Here is a 20,479-nt window from a genome sequence, read left to right as displayed (position 1 = left end):
TGGTTTTTTTACAACCAATAAACTAAAACACCGTTATAGTTTATTGGTTGCAACATGATTAGTCAAAGTGTACTTAAATTTTCGGGAGGTTTTTTTGTGAAAAAGTCGATTGCTAGTTGTACCGTAATTTTTATTCTACTTTTATCCTTTAGTCTTACTGGATGTTCAAAAGTAGAAACTATCAAAGCGGAAATACCCCTCGTTCGCTCACAAATAGTCAAAATGGAGACTTCTGGGCAAGGAGCAAACTATTCTGGTGAAGTGCGAGGGCGCTATGAGACTCAGCTTGCTTTCCAGGTTGGAGGCAAAGTGATAAAACGCAATGTGGAGCTTGGCAGTACTGTTCAACCTGGAGATATCCTTATGGAAATCGATGGGAAGGATATTACACAAACAGTCAACATGAGTGCTGCACAAGTGGCTTCAGCCCAATCCCAATTAAAGCTAGCTGAGACCAATCTAGAACGCTATCGTACTCTATGTGAGCAAGGAGCCATTAGCCGAGCTCAATTAGATCAATATCAAAATGCATATGAAGTTGCTTTAGCTGCTGTCCGTCAATCATCAGCCCAATATACGCAAGGTACGAATCAACTAGGCTACAGCACTCTAGTGGCAGATAGTACCGGAGTCATCTCTAGCATTACTGCCGAAGCTGGTCAAGTCGTTAGCGCTGGTCAAGCAATCCTCACTATAGTGAAAGATGGTGAACGGGAAATTGAAATCAACATTCCAGAAAACCGTGTTGACCAAATGCGTAATGTAAAGCAAGTTCGTATTAGTTTTTGGGCGCTACCAGATGTTGTAATTGAAGGGAAAATCAGAGAAATTTCACCAATGGCTGATAAAATATCCCGAACCTATAAAACCAGAGTGAGCTTACTAAATCCTCCTGCAAGTGTACAGTTAGGCATGACTGCAAACGTGACAGTGGGAAATTCGATAAACCAACAAGCTGTTTATGTTCCATTAACGGCAATTTACCAAACTGGCAATATTCCTAATATATGGATCATTAAAGATGGGATAGTTAATTTGCAACCTGTAAAAGTTGGAGTTTTTGGTGACGGAAAAATTCAAATTTTAGAAGGACTTCAAGATGGAGATGTAATTGTTACTGGTGGAGTTCAAAAACTGCGCGAAGGCGAGAAGGTGAGGATATGAGCAACCTAAATTTGACAGAATGGGCACTTAAACATAAACAATTAGTTTATTTATTCATCATAATGCTTTTTGTAGGAGGAATATTTTCTTACCAAAAATTAGGAAGAATGGAAGATCCGGATTTTGTCATTCGCCAAATGGTTGTATCAGTTGCTTGGCCAGGTGCTAGTGCTCGCCAAGTGGAAGAACAAGTAACAGACAAAATTGAAAAGAAGTTACAAGATACACCGGGTCTAGATTATTTAAAAAGCTACTCAAGCCCAGGTCAAGCTATTATCTATGTAAATCTAAAAGAGACAGTCAAAGAAAAAGATGTCAGACCCACCTGGTTTGAAGTACGTAATATGGTCAATGATATCAAAGGCACCTTACCTCAAGGAGTCGTCGGTCCTGCTTTTAATGATCGCTTCGATGATGTATTCGGTAGTATTTATGCTCTTACATCAGATGAATACAGTTATGAGGATATGCGAGAAACAGCCGAAAAAATTCGCAGAACTTTGCTTGGTGTAAACAATGTAAAGAAGGTTGAGCTGATCGGCGTTCAACCAGAAAAAATTTTTATGGAAATGGAAAGCAGTAAATTAGCCAGTCTTGGAATCGATCCTGCTATTATCATTGCTGCCGTAAAAGCGCAAAGCGCTATGACTCCCTCAGGCATGGTTGAAACCTCTGCAGACAATGTATATTTACGAGTGTCTGGAATGTTTGAAACAGTAGATGGTCTGCGTAACATGCCGATTCGAGTCAATGAACGAACATTCCGTCTGGGTGATATTGCAAAAATTAAACGTGATTACGTAGATCCTATGGAGCCAAAAATGTATTATAATGGGCAGCCAGCTTTAGGTATCGCTCTTTCCATGGATAAGGGAGGAAATATCCTTACTCTAGGAAATGATTTGGAAAAGGCGACCGCCATGATCAAAAAAGATTTACCCTTGGGTCTAGAACTCAATCAAGTATCGAATCAACCCCAGGCGGTTAAAGGAGCAATTAACGAGTTTGTAAGGTCACTATGGGAAGCCATCATCATTGTACTCGCAGTGTGCTTTTTTAGCCTCGGTTTTCGCTCAGGTATTGTTGTTGCTCTTTGTATTCCACTAGTCATTGCCAGTATCTTTGTATGTATGGAGATATGGAGTATTGATTTACACAAAGTATCTCTGGGAGCATTAATCATTGCATTAGGATTGTTAGTAGATGACGCTATCATTGCCGTTGAGATGATGAGTGTAAAATTAGAGCAAGGGTGGGGGCGATTCGAAGCAGCTTGCTACGCTTATACAGTTACAGCCTTTCCCATGTTAACAGGCACGCTGATCACTTGTGCTGGTTTCATACCTATAGGCTTTGCGAAAGGTTCAACAGCTGAATTTACCAGCAGCATGTTTCAGGTGATAACGATTGCTCTTTTAATCTCTTGGCTAGTATCGGTTGTAGTAACCCCGCTGCTAGGTTTTAAATTACTCAAACCCAAGCATAATTTGGAACAAGGACATAATTTATACAATAGTAAATTTTACCAATTATTTCGTCGAATGCTTACTTGGTGTCTGAATCACAAGAAAATGGTACTTAGCCTAACGGTAGTTTGTTTTATAGGTTCTATATTTTTATTAAAGTTTGTAAAGCAGGAGTTTTTTCCACCATCAACTCGTCCTGAGTTAATTGTTGAAATGACTTTACCTGAAGGATCATCCCTAGCAGCAACTGAACAAGAAGCCAAAAAATTTGCCACTAGCATCTCAGGGGATTCGGATATCGAAAGCTACAGTTATTATGTCGGTAAAGGGGTACCACGCTTTATCCTAACGATCGAACCGAAGCTACCAGCCACTAACTATGCTCAGTTTATCATTGTTGCTAAAGACTTAAAGGCTCGTGAGGCATTAAATGAGAAAATTGATAAGTTATTTGCGGATAGTTTTGAAAATATAAGAGGGAATGTCAAGTTAATTCAAAGCGGCCCACCTTCGGCTTACCCCGTCATGCTGCGCGTTAGTGGCTATGAGCATGAGAAGGTACGTGAAATTGCAAAACAGGTTCGCGATGTGATGGCAGACAATCCAACTCTTAAACATATCAACTTTGACTGGAATGAAAAAAACAAAGTCATGCATTTGGCAATTGACCAAGACAAGGCCAGAATGCTAGGACTAAATAGTCAGGGATTAGCCCAAGATTTACAAACTCAGTTGTCTGGAGCTTCGATTGCTGAGTTTTATGAACAAGATAAGACGATCGGTATTGTATTTCGTATCGATGCCCAAAGTCGCAAAGATCTAACCAGCATCAAAGATTTGCCGGTACATATAGGTAACGGTAAATTCGTACCTCTAGAGCAAATTGCAACAATTCGTTATGATGGAGAAGAAGGTTTAATTTGGAGATACAGTCTAAAGCCAACGATTACCGTACAAGCAGATGTAGTTCGTGGAATGACAGGTAATGATGCCACACAAAAAGTCTACGAAAGCCTAAAAGCAATACGCGAAGAACTTCCTGTTGGCTATAGTATCGACATTGGAGGTTCATCAGAAAAAAGTAAAACTTCTATAGGATTTCTACTGCAAACAGTCCCTATTATGTTAGTAACAATTATCCTTCTTCTCATGTTCCAACTTCAAAAGATATCCTTAACAATTCTAACACTCCTTACTGCACCATTAGGAATTATAGGAGTTAGCTTGTCAATGCTACTCACTATGCGTCCTATGGGATTTGTGGCTCAGCTCGGAATTTTAGCACTTAGCGGGATGATTATCCGTAACTCAGTTATTTTAATCGACCAGATTGAGCAACATATCAAAGCTGGCGAATCGCCATGGGATGCTATCATCAATTCAGCAGTATTACGGTTTCGTCCCATTATGCTTACGGCAGCGGCAGCAATACTCGGAATGCTTCCATTGGTTCCAAGTACTTTTTGGGGACCGATGGCAGTAGCGATTGGTGGCGGATTGCTTGGGGCAACCGTTATGACTTTGCTTGTTCTGCCAACAATGTATGCAGCATGGTTTAAGGTAAAACCAGAGATCGAACCAAATAAAGTCGATTGATAGTTTATAAGAAAAAACTTGCAAGAATCTTCTTTTGATTCTTGCAAGAGTTTTCATATAATGAGTCAATTTTAAATTTGAATAGAAAAGGTGATTATATTGCTACAGAAAACGGGCCTTGTTCTTGAAGGTGGCGGAATGCGAGGGATTTATACCAGTGGTGTGCATGAATACCTTCTTGAAAAAAACATTTATTATCATTATGTTGTCGGCGTTTCCGCAGGTGCTAGCAATTCTTGTAACTATGTGGCACGCCAAAAAGGGCGTGGCAGGCGCACTAATCTAGATTATCTAACAAACTGGCGATACATGAGCCTATGGAGTTTATTGTTTAAGGGCTCCTATTTTGGTCTTGATTTTATTTTTGATGATATTCCTAATCGTCTCGACCCTTTTGATTACGATACATTCTATGCTTCTCCTGGAGTATTTCGAATCGGTGCCACCAATTGTATCACTGGACAAACGGATTATTTTGATAAAGCTGAAATCACCGTTGGACTTGATCATTTGAAAGCATCCTGCTCTTTGCCTTTTTTGTCTCCTATGGTCAAAATCAACGGAATTCCTTATTTAGATGGGGGCATTGCAGATCCCATCCCAGTTCGAAAAGCTCTGGCTGACGGTTGCGAACATGTGGTAGTGGTGTTAACCCAGCCTCATGGCTATCGAAAGGAGCCTATGTCAAAGAAAATGAATCTTTTATATCAAACTGCATTTTGGAAATATCCAGAATTGGTCAAGAGTCTTGAAGTGCGGAATCAATATTATAACGAGACCGTTGATTTTGTGGAAGAACTTGAACATCAAGGAAAAGCCACCATTATCCGACCTAATGGTAGCTTACAACTGCATCGATTTGAGAAAAACACAGCAGTCTTAGAAACTTTATTTGATCAAGGATATCGAGATGCATCTTTAAAGCTACATGACAAAAAATAATATCCCTAACTTTATTCATTGGGTGATAAGTGCAGTATACACTTATCACTGTTTTTTTGACAATTTTTTAGCAAATAGAAGTGATATTGGAGTTATGACTTTTTCTTTTCATTTTATTTTCATAATTATAGTCTATACTTAGGTACGAAATGAAAGAATGACCATTATACTCGGTGTGTGATGAACTAAAAAGTAATGATAAGGTATTAGCAAAAAAAGATAAACATCGAGTATAGCATGGTATTTAGACAACTAGAAGGAGTAGCAACTAATATGATAGATCGAAAATTATGGATCAATATCACAATCATTCTATGTGTTTCCTGGTTAATTACTTTTTCTAATCTGGGTAATTTACCTTTATTTGACCCCGATGAGCCGGTATATGCCGAAACAGCTCTGGAGATGTTACAAAATCAAGATTTTATATCTCCACGTATCTATGGTGATTTTTGGTATGATAAACCACCAATGTATTATTGGCTAGTAGCTGGGGCATTTAAACTATTTGGTGCTGGGGAGTTCGCCGCTAGGTTTCCCGCGGCTTTATTGGCGGTATTAGGGTCAATCCTTCTCTATCTAGCGGGTCGTAAAATTTTTAATGATCGTGTTGGGTTGCTCGCTGCGCTGATTCTCTCGACCAGTCTGGAATATTTCTATCTGAGTAGGGCAGCCGTTACGGATAGCACCTTGACATTTTTCATTACAGGGGCACTGCTTGCTTTTCTTCTTAAGAACAACTATATGTTTTATGGGTGCGCTGCATTGGCTGTTGTAACCAAAGGGCCAATTGGCGTATTTTTTTGTGGAGTCATTGTGGGACTTTATTTATTATTAACAAGCAATCTAGCACTGCTAAAGCGTATGAAATTATTGAGCGGTGGAGCATTGTTCACTGTGATTGCAGCACCTTGGTATCTGATTATGTATTATTACCACGGTATGGATTTCATCAACACCTTTCTGGGATTTCATAATTTTACACGATTTTTACAGCCTGAACATGCAACAGGAAGTCAGTGGTATTATTATATTCCTGTATTGATTATGGGTTTTTTTCCATGGACTGCCTTCTTTACCCAAGCGTTTATTGCGGGGTGGAAAGAGAAGGGGAAAGAACGCAACCAGGTTATATTTTTAATGATTTGGGCTTCAGTGGTATTTCTATTCTTTAGCCTATCGCAAACAAAGCTAGTTTCTTATATTCTGCCAATGTATCCTCCGTTGGCATTGCTAATCGCTTGGTACTTTGATAAAGCTTGGACGGAGAAACGTAGTAGTATTTTGAAATGGTCTGGCTTACTTCTAGCAATCGTAGTCATTTTGCTCGAAGTAGCGTTATTTTACGCAGGCGGGTTGGTAATGTCTCAATTAGTTCCGCTAATCAAAATAACAGCCGTATTTTTTTTACTGCTTGTTGCCTTAGTCTGGTGGCTGAGTTATCGCCGTAACTTTGGTGGTGTCTTCATAGCCAATGTTATCGGCATGATGTTTTTCACCACATTTTTAATTACTCAACTATTTCCTGTTCTGGTACCGGCCTTCACGGTAAAGGGCATTGTTAATGAATTCGAACAACACTATGATGGACAAGCACCAGTTTATGTTGCAAAATTTTATCGACCTGGTTTTATATTTTATAGCGGTATGCCAGGTATCGAATTTGACCAACAGGATCTCGAGACAACGTTACTGAACAAAACCGATAAATCATACTTCATCATTAAAAAGAAAAGTTATCAAAATCTGCCATCTCAACTCCAGAAAAAGGTACGGTTGTTAGCGGATGTTGAAGATAAAGTCCTTTTTGTCCACGAGGATAATAAATAATATTGACAGTAAGATAGATATCACCTAAAATATATGGAAATGTATGGTTTAGCAAATCTGTTTAATAATACTTTATTGATTTATTTCTATCTTGGATATATTAAAATAAGCATTGAAAGAATGAAAGATTTAGTTATTATTTCAAGGATTGAGACGCTAGTGCTTTTATATAGCAAAAGGAGAAGCTCATATGCGAGTATTACTTGCGGAAGACGATGCCAAGCTTGGAAGATTGATTAAGCATATGTTAGAGAAAGAGATGGTTCAAGTTGATTGGGTTTTACGTGGCGATACAGCGATCGACTATGCGATTCATTCTCCTTATGATGTAATCATTTTGGATTGGATGATGCCTGGTGAAACAGGGATAGAAGTTTGTCATTATTTGCGTAGACAAAACTATCAAGGAGCTATACTAATCTTAACAGCCAAAGATGCTGTCAGTGACCGAGTTCTAGGTTTGAATACAGGCGCTGATGACTATCTTGTAAAACCCTTTGAGTTTGCGGAACTAATTGCAAGAATCCGCGCTCTGTCGCGACGTAGTAACGTAAAATTAAAGGAAGAAATATTACAAATCGGCAGTCTGATAATAAATCGTACGACTCGTAGTGTACAACGTGGCAATGACGAAATACAGCTTACCGTTCGAGAGTTTCAATTACTTGATTTATTAGTGCAAAATAGAGGACATGTAGTACCAAGAGAGGTCCTCTTAGATAGGATATGGGGCTTAGATGGCAATGTCTCATCTAATAATCTTGATGCCTATGTTCGGTTACTTCGAAAAAAAATCAACCTTTCTGATGATGATGTAGAGTTGCAAAACATTAGGGGTATCGGTTTTAAATTGGAAACTCACCATGTTTTCTAAAATCCGTAACCGCTTAACAATTCTATACGCTGTAGTTATGACGATCTTCCTTTTAGCATTTATTGCCGTAAGCTACGCTGGAATACTTTGGGTGCTCCATCGCGAGGAACAACAAGATATACAGGCTTTTACTCAAGAAGAGGTAAAAGAGCACGTCATGATGCTTAAGCGAAAAGAATCTAGGATAATGTTAAAAGATGATGACAATGCAAATAATATAGGTGGTAAAATTTTCTTTTATGTGTTTGATAACGATGGAAAATTAGTTGACACCGAAGAGCCTGTCGTTAAAATGCGCTCTAAAGTTCGAGATATGATCAGCAGCTGGCAAGATACGGATGGTGAAGGGAATATTAAGAAATTCCATATTGCTGATGGAGAACGGGTCATTCTAATCATGTGTAGTATGCCAATCTATGATGGACAGGAACTCCTCGGCAGAGTTTATGTCGGTGAAGATATAACATCATATTATGAGATACTAAAAAATTTACTGATTGTATTAATTGTGATCTCCATATTGTTTCTTATAGCTGCTGTTTTCGTAGGGCATTTATTGGCTGGACGCGTGATCGTTCCAATCAATAATTCTTTTTCAAGACAACGTGAGTTTGTTGCTAATGCATCTCATGAATTACGTACTCCTCTTAGTATACTCTTGACTTCTGTTGAAGTTGTCCAATCGGATGATGATAATCATCTTTCTTCCTTTTCCACCCAAGTATTAGATGATATGAAAAGCGAAGTTAGAAGAATTACTAAAATGGTTTCAGATTTATTGACCCTTGCACGAGCTGATGCAGGAGCAACTAATATTATTAAAGAAAAATTTGATTTATATACTGTTACGCAACAGATTATTCGTTCCTTTCAACCAGTGGCTGATGAAAAGACTCTAGAATTAGGATTAGACTGTGAAAATAATATCGTCGTTTTTGCTGATAAAGAGAGAATAAACCAATTACTGTTAATCTTGCTTGATAATGCTATAAAGTACACTCCTCCTGGAGGCAGGATCGATATTGTAATAAGAATGATAGAGGGTCCAAAGCCAAGTGTTCGCATTATTGTACAAGATAAGGGCGTAGGCATTCCGGCTGCACACCAAAACCTCATTTTTGATCGTTTTTATAGGGTAGACAAAGTAAGATCCAGAGAAGAAGGTGGCACAGGAATTGGCTTATCGATTGCCAAATGGATAGTTGATGCTCACGAAGGAAGTATTAGCGTAGAAAGTACGCCAGGATATGGCAGTTCTTTTATAGTAAATTTACCGATCTAGTGCATCAAGCATACAACTGATTACGAAATAAAGCTGTAGACATCAAGATTGTCTGCAGCTTTATTTCGTAATCAGAAAGTATAACGGTTTCTTGATTCCAAGTAAGAATGACTAAGACTTGGCACAAGCCAAGCCTTTTCTTATATTATGAGTATTATTTTTCTTACTGGTGAAGGACAAAACGGTAGTTAAGGTTAATAAACAGTTAATACAAACTGATCGATCTGATATATCACAAGAATTAAAATGTTTGATATGATCAAATCGATCGTAAAGGAGGAAATGTCATGGAAGCCATTCTCTTTGTGGCTATTACTCAAAGCATGGCGGAAGTCGCCGCTCAAGTCTTGAAAGAAATGGGGCTTAACATCCGTATTGATACCACAACTCCAGTTAAAGAATTAGTCCAAGCCTATCCGGATGTTAACATTTTCATCAGTCGTGGTGGCAGAGCTACGGAGATACATAAAGAAACGGGCAAACCTGTGGTAAGTATCACCACAACAATTTATGATTTTTTGCCACCAATTCACCGTTTGATTACAAAAGGAGTAGACACAATTGCCATTGTAACCAATAGCAATATGATTGATGCTACGGTTCAAGATCTCCAAATTGGGTCGACGCAGATTTTCATGCGTCCATGGTCTAGTATCAAAAATTTACAGCATATATTGCAGCAAATTGCGCAAGCAGGCGTGATGGGAGTCGTCGGTGATGGAGACGGAGTTAAAGCGGCCAAATGTTGGGATTTCATGGTCGAATCCTTCAATTCTGGACCGGAAACAATCAAAAAGGCTATCGAGGAAGCTGTCGTAATTGCCAAAGCCCAAGAAGTAGAACGGGTCCGTAATGAATTATTTCGAATCATTGTGAATTCATCGGCAGAGGGGATCATTGCGGTTAACAAAAACGGTCTTGTCACGGTATGCAATCCTGTTGCCGGACAGGCGTTTCAACTTCAAGAAACTTCTGTCATCGGCAAATATATCGGCGATATTAGGCCAGATGATCAATTGAGAAATTGCCTGCGTGGCAATTCTTATGAACGTGAAGGCATTAAAAAGATTGGGGATAAACTTCTTGCGATAAAGCGAATTCCTATAAAGTTGGGAGATGAAGTGGTAGGAGCTGTCGCCAATATTCAGGATGTAACCCAGTTGCAACAATTTGAACAGGCGATTCGACAGAAAATCAATAAAAAAGGCCTGTTAGCTAAATATCATTTTGAGAATCTAATTGGTTCTTCCGTTGCCATGCAAGCCGTAAAAGAGCGAGTACGTCAATATGCGCTGACTGACGCGACAGTATTGCTTACTGGTGAATCTGGAACTGGCAAAGAGCGAGTTACGCAGAGTATTCATAATTTATCCAACCGGAAAAATGGTCCATTTGTCGCAGTTAACTGCGCGGCTTTACCAGAAAATCTGCTAGAGAGTGAATTGTTTGGTTATGTGGAAGGTGCGTTTACTGGTGCGAAGAAAGGCGGCAAACAGGGTTTATTTGAGCTAGCTCATGGCGGGACAATTTTTCTGGATGAAATTAGTGAAATGCCTCTATTTTTACAAGCCAGATTGCTCAGAGTATTGCAGGAGCGAGAAGTCATGCGGCTAGGAGCAGATAATGTCATTCCTATCGATGTCCGTATTATCTCGGCATCGAATCAAGATTTGGAGAAACTTATTGAAATAAAGAAATTTCGTGATGATTTATATTATCGTTTAAATGTACTCCGACTTCATCTTCCACCGCTGCGTGACCGGATAGATGATATTCCAGCTTTGATAACCAGTCTACTGGGAAGATTACATATATCACGTACCAAAAATATAGGAATTACTGTAGAGGCCATAAAATTGTTGCAAACTTATCGTTGGCCGGGGAATATACGGGAATTGGAAAATGTAATTGAGCGTGTAGCCTTATTGGCTACAGGATCAATGATTGAAGAAGCTGACCTGCGCCGTGAATTGCTTATTGCTGAAAAACCGCCACATCAGGAGGCCACTGGCGACCAACTGCGGGTTTTAGAAAGAAAGCAGATTGAACAAGTGTTATTAGAGGAAAAGTATAACTATACCAGAACAGCCCGCCGTCTTGGTATTAACAGAACCACACTGTGGCGCAAGATACAATTATGGGAACTTACAAAATGAAACAAACAGATGAACACTATGTTGCTTTTTTCAACATAGTGTTTTTTTTATTTCTCAAAATTCTTTCTTTTTAAAAAAAATATATAATCTAAAATTTAACTTATAAAAAATGAGAATCAAGGGGAGTATCGCCTTGTAAAGGGCCCCGATTAGAAAAAATAATCAAGAAATTTTGATGATGATCCATTTAAGAAAAATTCGGCCAGGCTATGGCACGATAATTGCATTTATATTTCAATAGACGGAATTTTGAAAATGATTGGAGGTAAGAAGAGTTGTTGGCGGAAAATAATAAAGGAAGTGGTGAGAATGAAAATAAATAAAAGAATCCTTGGTCAATTGGATACGGTGTACGCACCTGCAATTATGAAAATTAATGGGACGCCAACCTTCTTAGCGGCAGGCGATAAAGCTTGCATGGCATTTAATGAATCAGACTGGAAAGGTACTTCTGTTTGGGATGAACGAGGTGGTACAATGAACATTGTGCCTATACCCGGCAGAGAAAATGAATTCATTGCAACTCGGGATTTCTACGCTGGCTTTCAGGCAAAAGAATCAAAGATCGTTCATGCAAAATGCGATAGTAACTTTAATTGGGTCGTTAATCCCATTATGACAATCCCATATTTACACAGGTTTGACTTGTTCCTTTTAAATAATAAGCTTTGTTTCATTGGTTCAACCCTATGCGACGATAAAGAATTTAAGGAAGACTGGTCCAAGCCGGGGAAAGTATATGTTGGTGAAATCGGTGAAGAGATTAGTGAGCCTTTTGCATTACGACCAATACTCGAAGGCATAACAAAAAATCATGGGTTTTGTAAAGGGAAATGGAATCATAAAGATGCTTATCTTATTTCTGGTGTAGAGGGCGTGTTCGCTCTGTATCTGCCTAAAAAAGCCAGTGATTCTTGGGAAATAGAGCAACTATTGCACCATGAGATAAGTGATATGGCGATCTGTGATATCGATAATGACGGTTGTATGGAACTAGCAACGATAGAGCCTTTTCATGGTAATCGAGGAATTATATATAAGAATAAGGATGGTAAACTCTCACCGATTTATGAATATGAATACGAATTTGGTCATGTTGTATGGGGTGGGAAAATATTGAATAAGCCATCCTTTATCATTGGTGGACGAGATGGACACAGGGAATTAAATTGTTTTCAAACGGAAGAAGGATCGGGTCGAATTAAGCATTTTACCATAGATAATACTGGAGGTCCTACCAATATAGCAGTGCTTAATACAGGAAAATCTGATTTAATCTTAGCCGCCAATCGGGATATTGAAGAAATAACGCTTTACGAAATTTTTGAGTAAGCAGCAACGTTATAAGATCTTATAGAGAAATAGATGTCAGAGGAGGAGACTATTACATGGCATTAACTACAGAAAAAATCAACGAGTTGATTCAGATTACCCAAAAAATGCGCATCAATATTATCGATACTTTATATAAGGTACAAACAGGTCATCCAGGTGGATCTTTATCAGCGGTAGAAATCATGACCACCCTTTATTTTAATCATATGCGCGTAGATTGTGCTTCGCCAGGTTGTCCAGACAGAGATCGATTCATCGCATCGAAGGGGCACTGTGCGCCAGTAGTATATACTACATTGGCCTGCAAAGGCTATTTCTCGGAAGAAGAACTAGGCAATTTACGCCAGCTAGGTTGTATGCTGCAAGGGCATCCTGATATGAAACGAATTCCAGGAATCGACTTATCTACCGGTTCTTTGGGCCTTGGACTTTCTGCAGGTATCGGCTTAGCATTATCTGCTCGAATGGATAATAAGGACTATAATACCTACGTCCTCGTCGGAGATGGAGAACTTCAGGAAGGACAAAACTGGGAAGCTCTCATGGCCGGAGCCAAATATAAACTGAATAACCTCATCGCTATTGTTGACTATAATGGTGTTCAATTAGACGGTACAGTCGATGATATAATGCCTCTAGGCGATTTGCGTAAGAAATTTGAAGCCTTTGATTGGCACGTGGTTGAGTGCGACGGTCATGACTTAATGGCTTTAGATGCAGCCTTTACGGCAGCCAAACAAGAAAAAGGTAAACCAACAGTGATTATTGCAAAAACGATAAAAGGGAAAGGCGTTTCCTTCATGGAAGGCAAAAATTCTTGGCATGGTAAAGCCATTGGCAAGCAAGAATATGAAACAGCCATAGCAGAACTGGGAGGTCACATATCATGAAAGCAATGAGAGAAGCTTACGGCGAAGCCCTCGTAGAATTGGGGAAAATGAATAGCAAGGTCGTAGCCTTAGATGCAGATGTATCCGGTTCTACCCGCTCCGCATTATTTGGGAAAGCCTTTCCTGATCGATTCTTCAATGTAGGAATTGCTGAAGGTAACATGGCAGCGATGGCGGCAGGTTTTGCTTTGGCAGACAAAATTCCTTTTATTAACACCTTTGCCTTTTTGATGGCACTAAGAGCTACCGATCCCATTCGGAGCCTGATCGCCTATAACAAACTGAATGTTAAGATTATCGGTGCTTATGGCGGTTTTTCCGACTCCTATGATGGCGGTAGTCATCAAGCTATTGAAGATGTATCAATCATGCGCTCGCTGCCTAATTTAAAGATAATTGTACCAGCTGATGAATATGCAGCTCGGGTATCCGTAGCAGCAGTTGCTGGCTATTTGGGGCCTGTATATTTACGATTAAGCAGAGCCGAAGTTCCTCCTGTATACAGCACTGACAATTGCCCCTTTGTGATTGGTAAAGGCAATGTTTTGGCTGAGGGCAAAACCGTAACCATTATTGCTAATGGTTATATGGTTCATCGGGCGATGGAGGCTAGAGAACTCCTGCTGACTGAGGGCATTGACGCTGAAGTTATCGATATGCATACGGTGAAACCGATTGATAGTGAACTTGTTATTCAGTCGGCTACCAAAACGGGTGTTGTAGTAACTGCGGAAGAAGGAACCATCATGGGTGGCCTTGGTTCTGCAGTAGCAGAAGTATTAGCAGTGAATAAACCTGTACCTATAGAATTTGTAGGTGTTAAAGATGTATTTGGTGAATCGGGTGATTATGGGCAGCTATTGGCAAAATTCGGGCTTGATACTCCGTCTATTGTTAAAGCTGTACATCGCGTTCTTGCTAAAAAATCGTCTAACTAACGCTGTTTCATAGGCGCTAACATGCGCAGCGTTTAAAAATGTGGGCAAATAATTATCCAAAAAAACGAAGGCTAAACTTATTATATAGTAGACTAAGCGGTATAGGACGATAGAGGGAGGATTTATTATGTCTCAACCTGAAAAAGTTCTTGAAAAAATGCAAAAATCCGTAGGGAAAAAAACAAATTACCGTTGGGTAGTTATGGGACTGATTTTTGGTGTGTGGGCTATTGCTTGCGCCGACCGGGCCAATCTGGGAGTGGCTTTGCCATTTATGAAGAAGGAGTTTGGATTCAGTAATACGGAAGCCGGGGCCATTGTCAGTTTGTTTGCTTTCTCTTATGCGGTAGTCCAGATTCCAGCAGGCTTATTCTATAAAAGAATAAGCACTAAGACTCAAGAAAAGATATTTCCTGTATTTTTGCTCCTTGTTTCTGTTTTTACCGGTCTTATGGGTACGACTTCTTCCACTTTCTTACTGAAATTATATCGCGTAGGGTTGGGTGTTGCCGAAGGTCCACTAGGCATTGGCTGTACAAACATTATGAACCGTTGGTTTCCTGCCAAGGAAAAAGGAACAGCTATGGGACTTTGGAATACGGCCTCTAAGCTAGGTGCGGTCATAGCACCACCTGTTTGTGTTCTTATTGCTGAAATGTATGGCTGGCGTGAAATCTTCTATGTGTTTGCCATTCCTGGAATCTTCCTTGCTGTCGCCTGGATGTTCCTGGTGAAAAATTCACCGTCAGACAGTAAATTCTGTTCACCGGCTGAAGTTTCATATATTCAAAATACACAAGCACCCGCAGTAAGTAGTCAGTCATCAACCCTTAGGTCCCATCATGATTTCGGCTGGTTGGACAAATTGAATCGTACTAAAAAAGTCGCCCCATTGCAAACTATCGGTCAGGTGTTTCGCTCCTGGAATGTCATTGGAAACGCTCTCGCTTACGGTTGTATGATCGGCATCAGTAATACCTTTATGATGTGGATTCCCTCTTATCTGATGAATGTTAAGGGCTTCACATCCATAAAAATGGGTTTTTTGGCCTCGGCTCCCTTTATCGGATCTGTCATCGGAAATACCCTTGGCGGCTGGTTTTCAGACCGTGTACTAGATAAACGGCGTAAACCAACGATGCTCCTTGCCGCTTTGTGCACAATTATTATGATGGTAGCCCTCATCTACGCTCCCAATAATGCCCTATATTTAGGGTTAATGCTCATGTTGTCTGGCTTGCTGATCGGTTTCGGATTTTCCGGTTATACGGTTTATCCTATGGGTCTGACAACCAAAGAAGCATACCCCCTTGCTTTCGCTATCGTCAATACTGGCGGACAGTTGGGTGGCGCTTGCGCTCCGCTGATTGTTGGCATCATCTTGGATGCTTATAGCTGGAATGCCGTATTCATTTATCTGGCTATCAGTTCGATCATATGCTTCACACTTGTCACCACCATTGATGAACCTATGGATGATGCAGCGCCCACCAATACGGCCGTTTAGAAAAGAAGTGGACACTGCAAGATATTAAGAATAAAGAAAAATAAAGATTATATAGGGAGGTAATCAAATGTCTAAACCTAGTGTGTATGTAACTCGCCTTCTGCCTGTTGAGACACTTGTGATGCTCAAAGAACGTTGTGATGTAGAAATGAATCCTGGATATGAAGTTTTACCGAAGGAAGAACTGCTAGCAAAACTAGCAGGTAAGGATGCTGTACTTGTATCTCATACTGAGATCGACGAAGAGATTTGCCAAGCCATCCAGTCTCATTGCAAAATATTAGCTAGCTATGGTGTTGGTTACAATAATATCGATGTAGATGCAGCGACAAAGTATGGAATGTATGTGAGTAATAACCCGGATGCGGTTACAGCGGCAACAGCCGATCTAACATGGACACTGCTCTTAAACGCAGCAAGACGGACCATCGAGTCTGACCGCTATGTACGTTCTGGGAAAAAAGACTGGGGTCCGACAAATATGCTAGGTACACAGGTTAGTGGAAAGACATTCGGTATAGTCGGAGGTGGCCGTGTCGGCACGGCTGTCGGGAAACGCGCCAAAGGATTCGACATGAAGATTATTTATACTGATGTACAGGCGAATCCAGTATTTGAAGAAGCCACTGGTGGGGCATTTGTCGATAAGGAAACCCTATTAAAAGAAGCCGATTTCATTTCCCTCCATGTTCCGTTGCTTCCTGCAACGCACCACTTTATTGGTGCTAACGAATTAAAGCTGATGAAAAAGACCGCAATACTGGTCAATGCCGCTCGTGGTCCCTTAGTTGACGAAAAAGCTTTGGTAGAAGCGCTGCAAAACAAAACCATTGCGGGAGCCGGACTTGATGTATTTGAACACGAACCAGACCTTGAACCGGAATTGATTGAACTCTCTAATGTTGTCCTAACCCCGCACATTGGCACATCGACGATGGATGCTAGAATCCAACAGGGAGAAGGTTGCGCGCGAAATATTTTTGCCGTTCTTGACGGAAAAATGCCGCCTAACTGTCTAAATCCTAAGGTTAAAGAGAGTTGCTAACAGGCAAAATTTGAGTTAATAACCCTTGTAAATTAGTACTTCTACAACTGATTCATAAAAGCAATCGCAGAAATAATAAAAAAATGTAACTCAAAGGGGATGAATCATTATAAGTAAGCAGATTCTAGATAAAAGGATTAGGCTAAGTCAGTATCCCAATATAAAGATTGGTTTTACCACCGCGAACTTTATAAAAATCCTCCCACTAACCTCACCTAATGTAAAAATAATGATTGATTTTGCTAGGTATCAGGGATTTGCTTTTATTGAAATTAGAGATCCTGAAGCTAACCTGACATTGGAGGAATGTAAGGAACTAGCGGTTTACGCTCGTCAAAAACATGTGGAGGTCGTTTACGCATTAAATGTGGGTGCAATATCTCCACGTTACTTAGAAGTTCTTGTCCGAGGTATTGCTAATACTCTTGTCTTTGATGGGCCAAAGATGATTCGGTCTGGATGCAATGGAACTGAATTTGTAAATAACGAAAAAAAGTTATATTGGACGACTGAGGAATTTGCGATGTTAGTACAAAATATAAATCAAGGAGCAAATTCAGCAAAAAAAGCCGGCTTAAGGCTTTCTGTTGAAAATGCTCGGGAGGGGCTGCGTGGAGATGGCGTGGAAACCTTTGGCACAACCGAATTATTCGGAGTACAAGGCGTCAATGGTAACGTCGATTGGCAATTGGACACCGCCAATTTCTTTTCTGTGTCGCGGTCTAAGAATGATCCAAATGATGTTAAAGAGTTCTTTAAAGAAAATATTGAAAGAATTTCTTATACACATTTAAAGAGTTCCATCAATGGTGAAAATCAACCCATTATTTGTGGTAATGATTTATCTTTAGAAATCTATTTAGACCTTCTTTCCAAGAAGAGTAAAGTATATATCGTAATTGAGCTGCCTGCTGCTGAAACATTAGAAGCCGTCTATAGTAATCATCGTAAGAGCATCATCTATTTGAGCCGTAGTTACTGAGACAGAAGCTGTGGTAGAATACATATAGATAGCCGGTCTGGTATAGGCGTCTTTTATAGAAGAGGAGTGAATGCAATGTACAAAGTAGCACATATTGGACTCGTAGTAAAAGACGCAGATCAATCAAGTCTATTTTATCAGCAGGTTTTAAACTGTGAGGTGGTAAATTCCTATCAAGATGAGCGGGTTAAACTCATTTTCCTCAATTCTGGCGGACAAATAATTGAATTAGTACAACGTTTACAAGAGAATGCAACGGAACATGGTACAGCTGGAATAGTAGATCACATTGCCTTTGAAGTAGAAGATGTCTTCGCTGAAATGGAAAGACTACATTCCCTTGGAATCATGCCCTTGTCTGATGTACCTCGCTCCATAGGAACTAGCTTGAAGAACTTCTTTTTCCTTGGTCCTGATGGGGAACGACTGGAATTTATGCAGGGGATGTTGTAAAATTCACGTATTATAATACAAAAGGATAGGTTCTTTGACACAGAGTTCAGCAGTCGTTGGAGAAGAAAATAGTATTACCAATAAATACCCTCTGTAATGCAGCTAAGCTTTACAGAGGGTATTTATTGGTAATATAGTATGATTAAATACTTTACTTGATAAGCAACTGCAATAAAGAATTTTTTAAAAAATGCAAAATTTCAGTTTATTTTGTGGAAAAATTTAATCATAAGAGATATAATAAAGGTAAGAAGATAATATTATAGGAGATGATATTATGTTGAAGAATTATCCATCTATTTATCTATTTCTATTATCTCTGACCGTTGCTCTAGTGATTACATTTAGTGCACCAATCATCGGATCGTGGAATATTTATTGTTCAGTTATCATGGACGTTCTTAAGTTTACAGTTAGAGTTGTCTTCGTATTCTTCTTATGTTGCGCAATAATTGAAGCCGCGCATAGTTTATTTTTTAGAAATCATCACCATTAAAGAATGGGTAACGATGAGAGTCTCTTCTTATTTGGATCTTCTTATTAGAATAAAAAAGAATACTTGATAACAATATTCTAAAGCTCTGCATTCTGCAGAGCTTTTTACTTAGTTTTTTTATCTCTGATGTTTTAAGTATTTTGCTTTATATTTCGATGTATATGGTAGAAATAATAAACAATATGCTTGTCGTGAGGAGAGATTCTTATATATTGCATACAATTAGATGAAATAAAGCCAGGCATGTATTTATCAAAGCCACTGATTGCAGCTGATGGCAAGGTTTTATTACATGAGGGCATCGTAATAAAAGAAAGATACATTGATTATCTTCGCAATCAAGGTTTTACGTCCTTATTTGTTGGAGACCCTAAAATTCAAAATACTTCCGAAATGAATGAAGATTTCTATAGTTCAAAAAATCGCCAAGAAGCAGTTGCGGATGCACGAGAAGTCATTCAGCGTTTTAGTGTTGGTAAAGGAGTAAACCTAGATGGCGTAAAAAAACTTGTTGGTGAATGGATTAATGAACTTGGGCAGAAACCAGAAAATATGATTAAGATCTTGGATATACGCCGTAAAGAAGGGTATATGTTTTCCCATGCTGTTAATACTTGTATCTTATCAATTATGACTGGTATTGCGATGGGATATAATGATAAACAGTTAGATGAATTAGGCTTGGCCGCGATGCTTCACGATGTTGGAAAAATTAAATTTTCAAAGAACGTAGCGCAACAGTTTTCCAATAAGTTAACGAAAGAAGAAAGAGACGAATACAGGCGACATCCATTCTATTCTTTGGAGATACTACGAGGAAATTATAGTCTATCAGTCAATATACTTAACGCCTGCTTCCAGCATCACGAGCGCTGGAACGGTAGCGGTTACCCTATGGGTATTAAGGGAGATGCCATTTCTGAATATGCGCAAATTATAGGTATTGCTGATGTCTATGATCGTCTAATCTCTGGAATGCCACATCGTCAGCCCACACCAGTCTATTATGCAACAGCGATTTTAAACAAAGCTGCAAATGAATATTTCAATCCAGTTATCATCGATAAGTTTAACAAAAATGTTGCTATCTATCCGATTGGAAAAATGGTGAGACTTAATAACCAACAAATTGGCGTCATTCTTGGGGTTGATATAAAAAATAAAAATATTCCTATCGTTCGTATTACGTCCAACGAAGATGGTAATAACAACAATAGAATTGTTGAACTTGATCTGTTAAAAAACCCTGAACTGTTTATTATAGATTTTGAAGAATTACCTCCTAGTTATTCGAAATTACACGCTGACCGTGCATATATTTCTCATATTAAAGAGTATCATGAAAAGGATAATGGGAATTAAAACGAGCGAAATTTCATAAAAAATATAGTTTAGAGAACTAAATTAGTATCTATAGACTAGACACAATGAAAGATTTGTTTAGAATATCGATGCTTTTTATATAAGTAAGGATTACTTTCATTAGGACGCATATTGCACACGGTATAGTGATAATTTAAGGA

General features: G+C 39.2%; 16 protein-coding genes. All 16 read left to right on the top strand.

Annotation, left to right across the window (positions count from 1 at the left end; genetic code table 11):
• Positions 1 to 96 precede the first annotated feature (96 nt).
• The 16 genes from ACAN52_RS04685 to ACAN52_RS04610 all read left to right on the top strand — a co-directional run bounded on the left by ACAN52_RS04685 (position 97) and on the right by ACAN52_RS04610 (position 20,318).
• The gene (locus tag ACAN52_RS04685; RefSeq protein ID WP_378952985.1) at positions 97 to 1,164 is read left to right on the top strand and encodes an efflux RND transporter periplasmic adaptor subunit; all 1,068 of its coding nucleotides are present in this window, start codon (positions 97 to 99) and stop codon (positions 1,162 to 1,164) included.
• Entirely contained in the window at positions 1,161 to 4,226 is a 3,066-nt protein-coding gene (locus ACAN52_RS04680; RefSeq protein WP_378952983.1) for an efflux RND transporter permease subunit, read from the top strand. Before ACAN52_RS04685 ends, ACAN52_RS04680 begins: the two co-directional genes overlap by 4 nt.
• Positions 4,227 to 4,325: 99 nt before the next feature.
• Entirely contained in the window at positions 4,326 to 5,168 is an 843-nt protein-coding gene (locus tag ACAN52_RS04675) for a patatin family protein (protein WP_378952980.1), read from the top strand.
• A 273-nt stretch (positions 5,169 to 5,441) separates the two neighbouring features.
• Entirely contained in the window at positions 5,442 to 6,998 is a 1,557-nt protein-coding gene (locus tag ACAN52_RS04670) for an ArnT family glycosyltransferase (RefSeq protein WP_378952978.1), read from the top strand.
• Positions 6,999 to 7,188: 190 nt separating this feature from the next.
• A complete protein-coding gene (locus tag ACAN52_RS04665; protein WP_378952975.1) occupies positions 7,189 to 7,872 on the top strand; it encodes a response regulator transcription factor in 684 nt (227 codons plus the stop codon).
• On the top strand, positions 7,862 to 9,154 hold the full coding sequence (locus tag ACAN52_RS04660; protein ID WP_378952972.1) for a sensor histidine kinase: 1,293 nt from the start codon (positions 7,862 to 7,864) through the stop codon (positions 9,152 to 9,154). The genes ACAN52_RS04665 and ACAN52_RS04660 overlap by 11 nt, the downstream gene beginning before the upstream one ends.
• Positions 9,155 to 9,441: 287 nt before the next feature.
• Positions 9,442 to 11,310, top strand: a complete 1,869-nt coding sequence (locus tag ACAN52_RS04655) for a sigma 54-interacting transcriptional regulator (RefSeq protein ID WP_378952969.1) — start codon at positions 9,442 to 9,444, stop codon at positions 11,308 to 11,310.
• Between the two features lie 309 nt (positions 11,311 to 11,619).
• Positions 11,620 to 12,642: a hypothetical protein gene (locus ACAN52_RS04650; RefSeq protein ID WP_378952966.1), complete on the top strand. Its 1,023-nt coding sequence runs from the start codon at positions 11,620 to 11,622 to the stop codon at positions 12,640 to 12,642.
• A 56-nt stretch (positions 12,643 to 12,698) separates the two neighbouring features.
• On the top strand, positions 12,699 to 13,535 hold the full coding sequence (locus ACAN52_RS04645; RefSeq protein ID WP_378952963.1) for a transketolase: 837 nt from the start codon (positions 12,699 to 12,701) through the stop codon (positions 13,533 to 13,535).
• Positions 13,532 to 14,473 carry a transketolase family protein gene (locus tag ACAN52_RS04640; RefSeq protein WP_378952960.1) on the top strand — a complete coding sequence of 314 codons (942 nt, stop codon included), beginning with the start codon at positions 13,532 to 13,534 and terminating at the stop codon, positions 14,471 to 14,473. The genes ACAN52_RS04645 and ACAN52_RS04640 overlap by 4 nt, the downstream gene beginning before the upstream one ends.
• A gap of 127 nt (positions 14,474 to 14,600) precedes the next feature.
• The gene (locus tag ACAN52_RS04635) at positions 14,601 to 15,980 is read left to right on the top strand and encodes an MFS transporter (RefSeq protein WP_378952957.1); all 1,380 of its coding nucleotides are present in this window, start codon (positions 14,601 to 14,603) and stop codon (positions 15,978 to 15,980) included.
• Positions 15,981 to 16,047: 67 nt separating this feature from the next.
• Positions 16,048 to 17,025: a 2-hydroxyacid dehydrogenase gene (locus ACAN52_RS04630; protein WP_378952954.1), complete on the top strand. Its 978-nt coding sequence runs from the start codon at positions 16,048 to 16,050 to the stop codon at positions 17,023 to 17,025.
• A 229-nt stretch (positions 17,026 to 17,254) separates the two neighbouring features.
• Positions 17,255 to 18,007 (top strand): hypothetical protein, encoded by a 753-nt coding sequence (locus ACAN52_RS04625; RefSeq protein WP_378952952.1) that lies wholly within the window; start codon positions 17,255 to 17,257, stop codon positions 18,005 to 18,007.
• Between the two features lie 75 nt (positions 18,008 to 18,082).
• Positions 18,083 to 18,460, top strand: coding sequence for a VOC family protein (locus ACAN52_RS04620; RefSeq protein ID WP_378952949.1), 378 nt, complete (start codon positions 18,083 to 18,085; stop codon positions 18,458 to 18,460).
• A gap of 277 nt (positions 18,461 to 18,737) precedes the next feature.
• Positions 18,738 to 18,956 (top strand): hypothetical protein, encoded by a 219-nt coding sequence (locus tag ACAN52_RS04615; RefSeq protein WP_378952946.1) that lies wholly within the window; start codon positions 18,738 to 18,740, stop codon positions 18,954 to 18,956.
• Positions 18,957 to 19,199: 243 nt separating this feature from the next.
• On the top strand, positions 19,200 to 20,318 hold the full coding sequence (locus ACAN52_RS04610) for an HD-GYP domain-containing protein (protein WP_378952943.1): 1,119 nt from the start codon (positions 19,200 to 19,202) through the stop codon (positions 20,316 to 20,318).
• Positions 20,319 to 20,479: the final 161 nt, after the last annotated feature.

It is taken from the genome of Pelosinus sp. sgz500959 (assembly GCF_042610375.1).
Taxonomy (GTDB): Bacteria; Bacillota; Negativicutes; order DSM-13327; family DSM-13327; genus CTSoil-075.
The sequence above is the reverse complement of the archived record's forward strand: the minus strand, read 5'-3'. Positions and strand labels throughout refer to the sequence as shown.

Excerpts from the sequence above, each read along its gene's own strand:
- ACAN52_RS04680 (WP_378952983.1), top strand. The coding sequence starts at position 1,161 with ATGAGCAACCTAAATTTGACAGAATGGGCACTTAAACATAAACAATTA.
- ACAN52_RS04670 (WP_378952978.1), top strand. The coding sequence starts at position 5,442 with ATGATAGATCGAAAATTATGGATCAATATCACAATCATTCTATGTGTT.
- ACAN52_RS04665 (WP_378952975.1), top strand. The coding sequence starts at position 7,189 with ATGCGAGTATTACTTGCGGAAGACGATGCCAAGCTTGGAAGATTGATT.
- ACAN52_RS04660 (WP_378952972.1), top strand. The coding sequence starts at position 7,862 with ATGTTTTCTAAAATCCGTAACCGCTTAACAATTCTATACGCTGTAGTT.
- ACAN52_RS04655 (WP_378952969.1), top strand. The coding sequence starts at position 9,442 with ATGGAAGCCATTCTCTTTGTGGCTATTACTCAAAGCATGGCGGAAGTC.
- ACAN52_RS04650 (WP_378952966.1), top strand. The coding sequence starts at position 11,620 with ATGAAAATAAATAAAAGAATCCTTGGTCAATTGGATACGGTGTACGCA.
- ACAN52_RS04645 (WP_378952963.1), top strand. The coding sequence starts at position 12,699 with ATGGCATTAACTACAGAAAAAATCAACGAGTTGATTCAGATTACCCAA.
- ACAN52_RS04640 (WP_378952960.1), top strand. The coding sequence starts at position 13,532 with ATGAAAGCAATGAGAGAAGCTTACGGCGAAGCCCTCGTAGAATTGGGG.
- ACAN52_RS04635 (WP_378952957.1), top strand. The coding sequence starts at position 14,601 with ATGTCTCAACCTGAAAAAGTTCTTGAAAAAATGCAAAAATCCGTAGGG.
- ACAN52_RS04630 (WP_378952954.1), top strand. The coding sequence starts at position 16,048 with ATGTCTAAACCTAGTGTGTATGTAACTCGCCTTCTGCCTGTTGAGACA.
- ACAN52_RS04625 (WP_378952952.1), top strand. The coding sequence starts at position 17,255 with ATGATTGATTTTGCTAGGTATCAGGGATTTGCTTTTATTGAAATTAGA.
- ACAN52_RS04620 (WP_378952949.1), top strand. The coding sequence starts at position 18,083 with ATGTACAAAGTAGCACATATTGGACTCGTAGTAAAAGACGCAGATCAA.
- ACAN52_RS04615 (WP_378952946.1), top strand. The coding sequence starts at position 18,738 with ATGTTGAAGAATTATCCATCTATTTATCTATTTCTATTATCTCTGACC.
- ACAN52_RS04610 (WP_378952943.1), top strand. The coding sequence starts at position 19,200 with ATGTATTTATCAAAGCCACTGATTGCAGCTGATGGCAAGGTTTTATTA.